The 13290-nt window shown below is 72.3% G+C and carries 7 protein-coding genes; 5 read left to right on the forward strand and 2 right to left on the reverse strand.

Annotated elements, in window-relative coordinates; all coding sequences use genetic code 11:
* The first annotated feature begins 206 nt into the window (after window positions 1–206).
* Together ACYVO2_RS19530 and ACYVO2_RS19535 are read left to right on the forward strand one after the other, a co-directional pair.
* Window positions 207–968: a hypothetical protein gene (locus ACYVO2_RS19530; protein WP_461009169.1), complete on the forward strand. Its 762-nt coding sequence runs from the start codon at window positions 207–209 to the stop codon at window positions 966–968.
* 60 nt (window positions 969–1028) lie between these two features.
* Window positions 1029–1730 (forward strand): RICIN domain-containing protein, encoded by a 702-nt coding sequence (locus ACYVO2_RS19535; RefSeq protein ID WP_461009170.1) that lies wholly within the window; start codon window positions 1029–1031, stop codon window positions 1728–1730.
* A 241-nt stretch (window positions 1731–1971) separates the two neighbouring features.
* On the opposite strand, the gene ACYVO2_RS19540 is transcribed toward ACYVO2_RS19535, so the two are convergent.
* Window positions 1972–3462, reverse strand: coding sequence for a carboxylesterase/lipase family protein (locus ACYVO2_RS19540; protein WP_461009171.1), 1491 nt, complete (start codon window positions 3460–3462; stop codon window positions 1972–1974).
* 22 nt (window positions 3463–3484) lie between these two features.
* Window positions 3485–4399 carry an MBL fold metallo-hydrolase gene (locus ACYVO2_RS19545; RefSeq protein WP_461009172.1) on the reverse strand — a complete coding sequence of 305 codons (915 nt, stop codon included), beginning with the start codon at window positions 4397–4399 and terminating at the stop codon, window positions 3485–3487.
* Window positions 4400–4579: 180 nt separating this feature from the next.
* On the opposite strand from ACYVO2_RS19545, the gene ACYVO2_RS19550 reads away from it, so the two are divergent.
* From ACYVO2_RS19550 to ACYVO2_RS19560, 3 genes are all read left to right on the forward strand, one after another.
* Window positions 4580–7381, forward strand: coding sequence for a helix-turn-helix transcriptional regulator (locus ACYVO2_RS19550; protein WP_461009173.1), 2802 nt, complete (start codon window positions 4580–4582; stop codon window positions 7379–7381).
* A 1414-nt stretch (window positions 7382–8795) separates the two neighbouring features.
* Window positions 8796–10163 carry a glycoside hydrolase family 43 protein gene (locus tag ACYVO2_RS19555; protein ID WP_461009246.1) on the forward strand — a complete coding sequence of 456 codons (1368 nt, stop codon included), beginning with the start codon at window positions 8796–8798 and terminating at the stop codon, window positions 10161–10163.
* A gap of 141 nt (window positions 10164–10304) precedes the next feature.
* A complete protein-coding gene (locus tag ACYVO2_RS19560) occupies window positions 10305–13145 on the forward strand; it encodes a glycosyl hydrolase family 95 catalytic domain-containing protein (protein WP_461009174.1) in 2841 nt (946 codons plus the stop codon).
* The last annotated feature ends 145 nt before the right edge of the window (window positions 13146–13290 follow it).

Consider the following 13290-nt stretch of genomic DNA (forward strand, 5'->3'; position numbering starts at 1 on the left):
GGCCACAAGCCAGACGTCATGCGCACTCGTGAGCACCCGCACCTCCTGGAACAGCAGCCCTGGAGCGCGATGGCCGGCATCAGCGGCTACCTGAACACCACCTGCCATGAGCCCAGCCACACGGGTGCGTTCGAACTTCGTGAACGGCATCAAGAAGCTGCCGGTCGAGGTGACGCTCAGTTGAGGCCACAGGCACCGATACATTCGTGGCCGTCCTCCTGGCCGCCCTGGCCGCGACCCTCGTGCCCGCCGGCCCGTCGCAGGCCGCGGACACCAGCGTCACCGTCGACTTCGGCACCACCGCAGGCACCCCCGGCCACCGCGCCTCGGGCATGATCTACGGGCTGACCCCCGACGGGTCGCTGCCGCCGGACCACTTCTTCAAGGACATCAAGTGGCACTTGATGCGAGCCGGCGGCGCGCAGCTCAACGGTGGCGGCTACGCCACCAGCCTCGCCGACTACCAGACCCGCTGGAAGGCCACCCTCGCCCAGTACAAGCGCACCGTCGCCCTCGGTGGCACGTTCGTCATCCTGCCGCACGACCTATGGGGCGCCGACGGCACCACCAGCCAGCCCTTCCCCGGCGACAACGGCGACTGGACGCAGTTCGACAACTTCGTCAAGCAGCTCATCTCCGACGTCAAGGCCAACAACATGACGGTGGAGTGGGACCTGTGGAACGAGCCGGACCTCAACGGCTTCTGGGACCGGCCCCAGAGCCAGTACCTACAGATGTGGTCGCGGTTCCACGCCGCCGTGCGGGCCAACCTTCCCGGGCAGCTCATCGTCGGCCCCAGCATCGCGACCCAGCCCAACTCCTCCAACACCTGGTGGACCACCTACCTGAAGCACATCAAGGCCAACAACGACGCCCTCGACATCTACTGGTTCATCGGCCGCCTGGAGCGGGCCGGCGCCGACGGCATGCGCGCCAACTGGGGATGGGGCCCCAACCTGCACGACTAGGCGGCCAACCTGCTCACCAGGAACAGCTCCGGCCAGTACCTGCCGCTCGGCGAGTGGTTCATGTACCGCTACTACGGCTCGCAGACCGGCAATGTCGTCAAGTACACCCCCGGCACCGACATCGACGGCTTCGCCACCAAGGACAACACCGCCAGGAACGCCAAGATCCTGATCGGCAGCAACGGCAACTCCGGCAACGTCACCGTCAACCTCACCGGCCTCAACACCACCTCCGTCGTGGAGAACGGCAGGGTCCGCGCCGTCGTCCAGCGCGTCCCGTACAACAGCGGCGCCGCCTTGACCGGCCCGACGACCGTCTCCGACACCACCCTGGCGGTCGCCGGCAACGCCGCTTCGGTGACCGTCCCCTACACCAACGCCCAGGACGGCTACACCATCACCCTGCTCCCGCCGTCCAACACCACCGTCTCCACGGTCGCCGGACGTCCCAACACCTACACGGTGGTCAACCAGCACAGCGGCAAGTGCCTGGACGTCTCCGGCGCCTCCACCGCCGACGGCGCCGCCGTCATCCAGTGGACGTGCAGCGGCACCGCCAACCAGATGTTCACCCTCAGCCCCGTCAGCGCGCTCGCCAACAGCCAGGACTACCAGCTCGTCGCCGCCCACAGCGGCAAGTGCGTCGACGTCTCCGGCGTCTCCACCCAGCCGCGAGCCGTGATCCACCAGTGGACCTGCGACTCCGGCGGCGCCCTCAGCACCAAGAAGAGCCAGATCTGGCGCCTCCAGGGCATGCGCTGACCCGTCCCTCGAGCACGGGGGCTCCCAGCACGACGGGGAGCCCTCACCTGGGCCGGGCGGACTGACGCGTCGGACGGAGCACCATCTCCGTCGCACCCGGCGCCCTCGTCCACCGAGCGACAAGCGACCCGGCAAGCACCTTGGCCTTCCGCCGGAACTCCCGGGCTGGTGCACGCCCTCGCCGGACGATCGGCCGTCCCGGTCAGTCGTCCGGCACCAGGTGGGTGCTCAGGCCGCGAGGTCAGTTCCAGGCCTGTCGTTCCCGGCCGCGGGGGTCGTCGACCTGGGTCCATTCGGCGTCGATGCGCATGGTGACCCTGCGTCGGGTGTCGTAGGGGTGCCAGCCGGGGTTGCCGGTCCTGGCGAACCGGATCCAGGCCTCGTGCATGCGGGCGGCGAGATCCGCGGGGGGCTTGTCGGGGCCGAGCAGGGCGGCAGGGCCGTGCAGTTGGGGAAGGTGCGCGAGGTCGAAGACGAAGGGCAGCTCGACCGCGTGGGTGGCGCCGAGCTCTCCGTCCAGGGCGTGCGAGCGCCAGGCGAACTCATAGGCGTGGGTGGCGGACCGAGGATGGGCGGCATGGGCGTCGGCCAGGGACCGGCTGCCCGCGCCGAACAGGGCGTCGCCCATGATGGCGGAGCGCAGTTCCGCGAAGGACGCCTCGGGGCGTGACGTTCGGTACGCCTCGATGAGTCGCGTCGGCTTCGGGTGGGCGCGCGCCGCCGCGTCGTGGACGTCCGCGGCCGTCGAGGTGGCGTACTTGCCCACGGGGACCAGGTAGAGGTTTCCCTCCTCGGTGTTGGTCCCGATGAGCAGGTCGACGTCGGCGCCGAGGCCTGCGGCGACGGATGCGGCGGGCTGCGTGTCGAGGACGAGGCTGAAGGGGCTGAGTCCGATCAGCGGGTCGTGGTGGGTCTCGGTCCGCAGGTCGATGCCGGCGAGCCGGGAGGCGGCCTCGACCAGGCGGTCGTCGGAGATCTCCGCGAAGGCGTCGACGTGGGGGGCGATGCCCAGCGCCTCGGCCGCGGCCTCGGTGACGCGGGCGGCCTGCTCGGTGGTGAACGCGCCCAGGCCGCTGCCGCTCTGGACGATCGCCCGGCGGAAGAGGCCCGCGGCTTCGGGGGTGGCGAGGACGCCGCCGACGACGGTCGCTCCGGCCGACTGGCCGAAGAGGGTGACGTTGTGCGGGTCACCGTGGAAGGCGGCGATGTTCTCCCGCACCCAGCGCAGCGCGGCCACGACGTCGAGCAGGCCGCGATTGGCGGGCGCGCCGGGGAGGTCGAGGAAACCGGCGATGCCGAGCCGGTGGTTGAGGGTGACGAGGACCACGCCGTCGCGGGCGAAGGCGGAGCCGTCGTAGAGCGCGGACCGTGTCGATCCGGCGACGAATCCGCCGCCGTGGACGAACACCATCACGGGCAGGTCACCGTCATCGGCGGCGGGCGTCCAGACGTTGACGGTGAGGTAGTCCTCGCCGCGGATCCAACCGGGGCCGAAGTAGGGGGACATGTCCACGCCGCCGAGCCTGCGCTCGGACTGCGGCGCGTTGGGCCCCGGCACGGTGGCGTCCCGTACGCCGGGCCACGACTCGTGCGGCTGCGGCGGCGCGAATCGGCCGGCGCCGCGGGGCGGGGCGGCATAGGGGATGTCGAGGAAGGCGGCGGTGTCGCCTCGGCGCAGGCCGCGGGCCGCTCCCTGCGCTGTGATCACGACGGGTTCGGGGTGGTGCTGCACAGTGGTGCCTTTCCGCGGGGTGTCAGGCCTGCTTGGCGTACGGGGCGAAGGGGGCCCAGCCCTTGACGGCGAACTTGCCGCCCTGGCGCGTCACTTCGGCGGCGCCGTGGCCGCCCAGGTGCGCGGGGATCACGAGGGCGTTGTTGTCGGCCGCCCAGCCGAGCACCTTGCGGCGGGTGGCGCGGGCGCCCGCGGGGTCTTCGCAGAAGCAACTGTTGACGTCGGGTTCGAGGATCTGCACCGGGCTGTGCAGCATGTCGCCGACGAACACCGCGCGGTCCGTCCCGGAGGTGAGGGTCAGGACGCAGGAGCCGGGGGTGTGCCCGGGAGCCGCGTCCAGGCGCAGGCCGGCGTCGATGCGGTGGCTGTTCTCCCACAGCAGCGTCTGACCGGCCCGGTGCACCGGGGCGACGCTGTCCTCGAAGACGTTCTGGTTGCCGCGGCCCAGCAGCGGCTTGTGGCCGTTCTCGGGGTTCCAGAAGTCGAAGTCCTCCTTCGGCATCAGATAGGTGGCGTTGGGGAAAGTGGGCACCCATTGCCGGCCGTCCAGGCGTGTGTTCCAGCCGACGTGATCGATGTGGAGATGCGTGTTGATCACGATGTCCACGTCCTCCGGCTGGACTCCGGCCCGGGCGAGATCGGCCAGGAAATCCGTTTCGAGGTGGCTCCAGACGGGCGCGTAGGGGCGCTCCTTGTGGTTGCCGACCCCGGTGTCGACGAGGATGGTCCTGCCCTCGCTGCGCAGGAGCCAGGTCTGGATCGCGGAGTTCACGATGTTGGTGTCGGAATCCAGGAAATGCGGGGTCAGCCAGGAGGCGCCGTCGTCCCACACTTTCTTCGGGCTTTCCGGGAAGAAGGTCTCGGGCGTCATCCCGACGGAGCCGAAGTATTCCCATACCCGGGTGATGCCGACGTTGCCGAGCGTGATGTGGTCCATGGGGTGTCCTGGGGAATTCGGGGGATTTCCTGAACGGTAGGAGCGGGTTCGGCGGGCGGGGTATCCGTCGGGTGACTGCACCTGCGCGCACGGCCCGGGCAGGGGGTGCGGCCGCTTGTAGCCTGGGCGGGGCATGGCGAGGCGGCTCCCGTTCGAGGAGCCACGATTCCTGGAGACCCCGTGGACGAGCACACAGGCGACCTCGGTGCGGTCCCGAGACCGGAGCCGGAGTCGGGGGAACCGCTCGTCGGCCGGGACGCCGAGCTGGGACGACTCTTCCGTGCGGTGGACTCGGCGTACGCCGACCCGGTGCTGATGCTGGTCGGCGGCGCGGGCACGGGGAAGAGCGCGCTGCTGGACCGTGTGGCGCGTCGGGCCGAGGCCGGTGGCGTGCGCGTACTGCGTGCCGAGGGGAGCGAGTCGGAGTCGCGTCTGGCGTTCTCCGCCCTGCATCAGTTGCTGCGGCCGGTGTCGGCCGAGGTGGACGGGCTGCCGGAGAGGCAGCGCGCGGCGATACAGGACGCCTTCGGTGCGGGACCGCCCGCACCGCGGCATGCGACGCCACCCGATCTCATGCTGATCGGGGGCGCCGTGCTGAGCCTGCTGTCGGCCCTGGGCAGCCGGGGTCCCGTACTCGTGGTGCTGGACGATGCGCAGTGGCTCGATCGTGCTTCCCTGGACGCGCTGGCCTTCGCCGCCAGACGGCTGGAGGGCGAGCCGGTCACCATGCTGCTCGCGGTCCGTGGCGGCGATCATCTTCCGGGATTCGACGGTCATGCGCCGACGCTCACTCTGGGACCGCTCGACAAGGCTGCGGCCGATCGGCTCCTCGATCTGCAACCGAACAGCCCCAGGGGCCACGCCAGGACGCGGATCCTCGAACAAGCAGGCGGCAACCCTCTGGCGCTGGTGGAACTGACGAGGGCGGCCACCACCCACGACGCGGCCGTCCGGTTGCCGTCCGCGGGCCCGCTCCCGGTCACGGATCACCTGGAGCGGATCTTCGCCGGCCGTCTGACCGGCCTGCCCGCCGCCGCCAAGCACGCCCTGCTGCTCCTGGCCGCCATGGACAGCGCCGACTCCGCGGTCGGCGTCGCGTCCGGGCTGCCGAACGCCGAGGACGACGTCTGGCTGCCCGCCGAGCAGGCCGGGCTGGTCCGGCGGACCGGGCGGGGCCTCCGGTTCCGCCACCCGCTGATGCGGTCCGCCGTGTATCACGCCGCGTCCTTCGGCGCCCGGCGCGAGGCCCATCTCGCGCTCGCCGAGCTGCTGCGGGACGAGCCGGACCGGCGTGCCTGGCATCTGGCCGCCGCCTGCACGGGCCCGGACGCGGCCGTGTCGGCGGAGCTGGAGCGGACCGCCGACCGAGCCCGCCGACGCGGCGGCCACGCGGCGGCCGCCAAGGCGCTCCAGCGCGCCGCGGAGCTCGCACCGCAGCGGGAGGACAGCGCCCGGCTGCTGGTCGAAGCCGCTTCAGCGGCCGTGTTCACCGGTGACCTCGCCTGGGTCGAGGAACTGGCCGCCGCGGCACGCGCCCGCACCGACGACCCGTCGCTGCTGGCGTCCGCCGCCGTGCAGACCGGACGGCTGGCGGTGCTGACCGTACGCCACACGACGGTGTTCTCCCGACTGACGGCCGCCGCCGAGCGGTGGGCGGCCTCTCAGCCCTCCGCGGCGCTGGAACTGCTGGCCTGCGCCGCCGTGGTCCGCTTCTACTGCGGAGAGGACACCCAGCGCCACCGCATCCAGGACATCCTGGGGCGTCTTCCCGAGGACGCCTCGTCCGCCGGCCCGCGCACCTGGGTGAGGGCCGTGACGGATCCTCACTCCGATCGGGCCGAGCTCGTCTCCCTGCTCCCGCGGTTGGCCGCCGAGGCGGAGGACCGGCCGGAGAGGCTGACCACCGTCGGGATCATGGCGTGGCTGCTGGACGAGACCCCGCAGGCCGTCCGCTGCTTCGACGAGGCCTTCGACCGCTGGCAGGAACGGGGGCGGTTGCCGGAGGGGTTGGGCGGCGCGGTCGCCTGGGCCCATGTGGAACGAGGACGATGGGACCAGGCCCGGGAGGCCTGCGCCCGCACCATCGCGGTCGGGCGAGCGGCCGGGCTCGACCACGCCGTGGCCTGCGCGGCCGCCGTGGACGCCACCGTGCTGGCCCACCAGGGGGACGCGGCGGCGGCCCGCGCCCGGGCTGACGACGCCCTCGGCCTGATCGATCCGCTGGAAAGCCGCTCGGTCTCCATCTATGCCCGTCGTGCGCTCGCCGCGGCGGCTGCCGCGGAAGGCGCGTACGAGACCGCCTACGGTCAGCTTCGCTCGGCCTTCACGGCGGACGGCGCGCCCGTGCACTACCACGCCTCCTACCCGGTCCTGGCGGATCTGGCCGCCGCCGCCGTGCGCAGCGGCCACCGCGAGGACGCCGCCATGGTCGTCGAGCGTTGCGCACGATCGCTCGGGGAGGGCATCTCACCTCGGCTGCGCGCGCTGGTCAGCCGGGCCCGTGGCCTGCTGGCCGACCCCGAGGACGCCGAGCCGCACTTCCGGGCCGCCGTGGCCGACCCGGTGCTCGCGCACTGGCCCTTCGAGCGCGCCCAGGCCCTGCTCGACCTCGCCGAGTGGCTGCGGCGCCGTCGGCGCGTCGCGGAGGCGCGGGCGCCGCTCACCGAGGCCCTGGAGACCTTCCGGCGTCTGGGCGCACGCCCGTGGACCGAGCGAGCGCGGGCCGAGTCGCGCGCCGCCGGCCTCGACGTCATGGACACGGCTCCCGACGCGCTCGCCGAACTCTCCCCGCAGCAGCGGCAGATCGTCGGGCTCGCCGCCCGCGGGCTGACCAATCGCGAGATCGGCGAGAGGCTCTTCCTCTCCCCGCGCACGGTCGGCTCACACCTCTACCGCAGCTTCCCCAAGCTGGGCATCACCGCCCGCTCCCAGCTCCGCGACCTCATCGAGGGCACTCCCGCCACGGCCGCTCACCAGGAATGAAGGCCCGTCCAGCCCGGCCGTGGAAGCAGTCCTGGTCCTGGGCCGGTCTGTACGGGCCCGCGGGGCTCGGCACGGCGTCCGCGCTCGGGCGCGGCGGCCACCGGGAGGTCCCTGTCAGGGAACCCAGGCCACACGTGACATGGTTGACCCGCGGGACCGCGGGTCGGGGGCGCTTTCGGCGCGTCGCCCGACGGTGTTCCGGGGATTGATGAGCGGTCGCCATGCCGCACGTTGTTCGACTTTTCGGACACGCGAGTCGCGGCAGTGGGTGCCGGCGGAGCGCGAGCACGAGGAGGGGGACGGTCACGGTCCCGTCGGCGACCGGGCGGGCGCCGGCGAGCGTGCCGCCGCCCGCGCCGCCGGGGCGCAGGCTGCACCGGGCGCGGTGGGCATCGAGCCTCCTGAGGGGTCGGCGGCGGTACGGGTCCGGTCCTTCCACTCCAGGGCTCGGCGTGACCGGTCACACCACTGGACGATTCTGGCGGCGAAACCCGAAGTGTCAATACCTGAACCCAACACGGGGCCCGGCATCGCGGACGCCGCCCAGGCCGCGTCCTTCACCGTCTCCGTCAGCGAACCGCGTGCGCGGCCGGTACGGCCGGACCGCCTGCCCGGGAGGGCGGCCGGACCCCGCGCACCGGCCGCCGCGCCGATCCGATCCGGTCGCCGAGCCGGCACCGGCCGCGGTCCACCTCGGCTTCGAGGACCTGGGCAGCGCGGGCGCCCGCATCGCGGGCCGGCGCGCTCAGTCGGAAAGCTCCCCGAAACTTGCGCCGGGTATTGACGCTCACTCAGGCATCCCCAATCATCCTAGTGTCCGACAGGCCAATGAATGTTCGAAATGTCGAACTTCATGCCCGGGTCGGCCCACATGACAACCGCACACCCCTCTCCGGCGCAGTACACACCCGACGGGCCCACGCACCACCTCACCCGCACCGCCCGTACCGGTACGGCTCCTGCCCGACGCCCTCGGTCGCCGCTCACGGCGATGGCGGCGTGCGGCAGCGGGCCATGACCACCCTTGGGAGACCGGCATGCCTCCGACCGCTCCACACCCGCCCCCGCGCCCGCGCCGCGCGGCGGTCCTCGCCCTGGCCGCCTCCGGTTCCTCCACCGGGGCATGAGCCCCTCCGCCGGCGGCGACCACTCCCGGCTCCCCTGGCGCCTGGGCCCGCTCACCCGGACCAACCCCACCTGCTGACCGCCCCTCCGGGCCGGGGCCGCCCACGCCGTCCGGTCCCGCCCTGTTCCCCCGCCGCACCGGCGTCACCACCGGGCGGACGAGCGGCGCCGGCCGCGGGACGCACCGCCGGCGCCGCTCGTCCGCCCACGTCACCTGGAGGCCAGGATGATCCCGGCTGCTCGACCGTTCCCCACCGGCACGAGACTCAGGCGAGCGGTCGCCTGGGTGATGGGCCTGATGCTCGCATGCGTCACCCTCCCCGCCGCGGTGCTGCCCACCGCGGCCAGGGCGGACAACCCGATCGTGCAGCACATCTACACCGCGGACCCCGCCCCGCTGATCCACAACGGCCGGGTGTACCTCTACACCGGGCACGACGAGGACGGCTCCACGTACTTCACCATGAAGGACTGGCGGGTGTGGTCGTCCGACGACATGGTCAACTGGACCGACCACGGCTCCCCGCTCAGCCTGGCCACCTTCAGTTGGGCGTCCGCCGACGCCTGGGCGGGCCAGGCCGTCCAGCGCAACGGCAAGTTCTACTGGTACGTCCCGGTGAAGAACCGGGCGACCGGCCGCATGGCGATCGGCGTGGCGGTGGCGGACAGCCCCACCGGGCCGTTCCGGGACGCCATCGGCCGCCCCCTGGTGGAGAACGGCGAGATCGACCCGACCGTCTTCATCGACGACGACGGCCAGGCGTACCTGTACTGGGGCAACCCGAACCTGTGGTACGTGAAGCTCAACGCCGACATGACCTCCTACTCGGGCAGCGCGACCAGGATCCCGCTCACCACCGCGGGCTTCGGCACCCGCACCGGTGACCCCAACCGGCCCACGCTGTACGAGGAAGCACCCTGGGTGTACAAGCGCAACGGCCTGTACTACATGGTCTTCGCGGCCAAGTGCTGCTCGGAGTTCATCGCCTACTCGACGGCGCCCGGCCCGACCGGGCCGTGGACCTACCGCGGCACCGTCATGCCCACGCAGGGGAGCAGCTTCACCAACCACCCGGGAATCATCGACTACAAGGGCAGCTCCTACTTCTTCTACCACAACGGCGCACTCCCCGGAGGCGGCGGCTTCACCCGCTCGGTCGCCGTGGAGAGGTTCTCCTACAACGCCGACGGCAGCATCCCGACGATCAACATGACCAGTGCGGGCGCGCCCCAGAACGGCACGTTGAACCCGTATGTGCGCCAGGAGGCCGAGACCATCGCCTGGGGGCCGGGCATCGAGACCGAGCCGTCCAGTGAGGGCGGCATGAACGTCGGATGGATCGAGAACGGCGACTACCTCAAGGTCAAGGGCGTGGCCTTCGGCTCCGGCGCGTCGTCCTTCACCGCGCGCGTGGCCTCGGCGACCGGCGGCGGCACCCTGGAGCTGCGCCTGGGCAGCCCCACCGGAACGGTGGTGGGCCGGTGCGGCCTGCCGGGCACCGGCGGCTGGCAGACCTGGACGTCGGTGTCCTGCCCGGTCAGCGGCGTCACCGGAACCCAGGACCTGTATCTGCGGTTCACCGGCGGCAGCGGCTACCTGGCCAACGTGAACTGGTGGCAGTTCACCGCCCGCACCGCCGCGACACCCTCTCGGTGACCCGGGGGCCCGGCGCCGCACCACCGGCCCCACCGCGGCCGCCGATCGCCGCCGGGCCCGCCCCCGCCCCCGCCACTCGCAGCACTCGGTACGCGAACCCGCCCCGGACCGGGCGCGGCATGGCAGCGACAGGAGAATCGCATGACTGATCCGACGCGCAGGCGCGTGATCACGGGAACGGCCGCCGGCCTCGCGGCCGCGCTGACGCCGATGGCCCGGACCGGGGCGGCCCATGCCGCGCAGGCGCCCACGGGCGGCGACATGGCCCTGTGGTACGACGAGCCGGCGGGCACGGACTGGCTGCGCGCGCTGCCGATCGGCAACGGCCGGCTGGGTGCCATGGTCTTCGGCAACACCGACACGGAGCGGTTGCAGCTCAACGAGGACACGGTCTGGGCCGGCGGGCCGCACGACTCGGCCAATCCGCGGGGCGCGGCCGCGCTGCCGGAGATCCGGCGGCTGGTGTTCCAGAACCAATGGGCCCAGGCGCAGGACCTGATCAACCGGACGATGCTGGGAAGCCCCGCCGGCCAGCTCGCCTACCAGCCCGTCGGCGACCTGAGACTCGCCTTCCCCGGCACCGGCGCGATCTCGCAGTACCAGCGGTGGCTCGACCTGACCACGGCCGTGACGGCGGTGTCGTACACGGCGGGCGGGGTGCGGTACCACCGCGAGGTGATCGCCAGCGCCCCCGACCAGGTGATCGCCGTGCGCCTGACCGCGGACGTGCCCCGCTCGATCACGTTCACGGCCACGTTCGCCAGCCCGCAGAACACCACGGTCTCCACCCCGGACAGCACGACGATCGGACTGTCCGGCATCTCCGGCACCATGGAAGGCATCGCCGGCTCCGTCCGCTTCCTGGCGCTGGCCCGCGCCGTCGTGCAGGGAGGAAGCACGTCGAGCTCCGGCGGCACCTTGCGGGTGACCGGCGCCGACAGCGTGACACTGCTGATCTCGATCGGCACCGGTTATGTCGACTTCCGCAACGTCAACGGCGACTACCAGGGCATCGCCCGGAGGCACCTCGACGCCGCCCGGAGCATCGCGTACGAGCAGTTGCGCGACCGGCACGTGGCCGACTACCAGAGGCTGTTCGGCCGGACCACGATCGACCTCGGCAGGACGGCGGCGGCGGACCTGACGACCGATGTGCGGATCGCCCAGCACTCGTCGGCGCACGACCCGCAGTTCTCCGCGCTGCTGTTCCAGTACGGCCGGTACCTGCTCATCTCCTCCTCCCGGCCGGGCACCCAGCCGGCCAACCTCCAGGGCATCTGGAACGACCAGATGAGCCCGTCCTGGGACTCGAAGTACACGATCAACGCCAATCTGCCGATGAATTACTGGCCGGCGGACACGACGAACCTGTCCGAGTGCTTCGAGCCGGTGTTCGACATGATCGGTGACCTCACGGTGACCGGTGCCCGCACCGCCGCGGTCCAGTACGGCGCCGGCGGCTGGGTCACCCACCACAACACCGACGCCTGGCGGGGCAGCTCGGTGGTCGACGGGGCGCTGTGGGGCATGTGGCAGACCGGCGGCGCCTGGCTGGCCACCATGATCTGGGACCACTACCTGTTCACCGGCGACCTCGGCTTCCTGCGGGCCAACTACCCCGCCATGAAGGGCGCCGCGCAGTTCTTCCTGGACACCCTGGTGCGGGAGCCGAGCCTCGGGTGGCTGGTCACCAATCCGTCGAACTCCCCCGAACTCCCCCACCACGCCGGAGTCAGCGTGTGCGCGGGCCCGACGATGGACATGCAGATCCTGCGCGACCTGTTCGACGGCTGCGCCCGCGCCGGGGAACTGCTGGGCGTGGACACCGACTTCCGCGGCCGGGTCCGGGCGGCCAGGGACCAGTTGGCGCCGACGCGGATCGGTTCGCGCGGCAACATCATGGAGTGGCTGTACGACTGGGTGGAGACCGAGCCGGGGCACCGGCACGTCTCCCACCTGTACGGTCTGCATCCCGGCAACCAGGTCACCAGGCGCGGCACCCCCGAGCTGTTCCGGGCCGCCCGGCGCACCCTGGAGCTGCGGGGCGACGCGGGCACCGGCTGGTCACTGGCCTGGAAGATCAATTTCTGGGCCCGGCTGGAGGAGGGAGCCCGCGCCCACGACCTGATCCGCAGCCTGGTCACACCCGACCGGCTCGCCCCCAACATGTTCGACCTGCACCCGCCCTTCCAGATCGACGGCAACTTCGGCGCCACCTCGGGCATCGCCGAGATGCTGCTGCACAGCCACACCGGTGAACTGCACGTCCTCCCGGCCCTGCCACCCGCCTGGCCCGACGGCCGGTTCGCGGGCCTGCGCGGACGCGGCGGGTACACCGTCGGCGCCCGATGGAGCGGCGGAGAGCCCCAGGAGCTCTCCGTCGTCCCCGACCGCGACGGAACCGTCAAGGTCCGCAGCCGGATGTTCGCCGGGCAGTTCGAGCTGGTCGACCTGGCCGACGGCGCGGCGGTGCCGGTGCAGCGGCCCGAGTCCGACGTGGTGACGTTCCCGGGGCGGGCCGGCCGCACGTACCGCGCGACATCCCTGGGGCGGGCGCCGGTGGTGGAGACCGGCGTGGACTACCGCCTGGTGGCGCAGCACAGCGGCAAGGCGGCGGACATCGAGTCCGCGTCCACGGCGGCGGGGGCGGCGCTGATCCAGTGGACGGCCAACGGCGGGGCCAACCAGCGATTCGACTTCCTCGCCTCCGCCGGGGGGCACTACCGGATCCGGTCCCGGAACAGCGGCCTGGTCCTCCAGGCGGCCGACTCGGGCGCGGGCATCGCCCAGCAGCCGGACACCGACGCCACCGGCCAGCAGTGGAGGGTGGTCGACCAGGGGGGCGGTGTGGTGAGCCTGGTCAACCGGCGCAGCGGCCTGGCCATGGACGTCTGGCAGGCCTCCACCGCCGACGGCGCCCGCATCTCCCAGTGGAACCTCACCGGCGCCCCCAACCAGCGCTTCCGGCTGGAGCGTCTCTAGGGCCTGCGGCTGCCTGTCGGCGGGGTCGGCCGACGCGGCACCGGCCGCCGTTGGGCGTGCACGCGCTCGGCACGCGGGTGGTCGAGCGGTGGGCCGGCCGGGGGGCGCCCGGCCGGCCACTCGGATGTCACTCCTTCCCTGGGCT

It is taken from the genome of Streptomyces capparidis, assembly GCF_054782095.1.

Coding starts and splice junctions, on each gene's coding strand:
- ACYVO2_RS19535 (WP_461009170.1), top strand. CDS start 1,029: ATGTACCGCTACTACGGCTCGCAGACCGGCAATGTCGTCAAGTACACC.
- ACYVO2_RS19545 (WP_461009172.1), bottom strand. CDS start 4,399: ATGGACCACATCACGCTCGGCAACGTCGGCATCACCCGGGTATGGGAA.
- ACYVO2_RS19560 (WP_461009174.1), top strand. CDS start 10,305: ATGACTGATCCGACGCGCAGGCGCGTGATCACGGGAACGGCCGCCGGC.
- ACYVO2_RS19555 (WP_461009246.1), top strand. CDS start 8,796: ATGGGCCTGATGCTCGCATGCGTCACCCTCCCCGCCGCGGTGCTGCCC.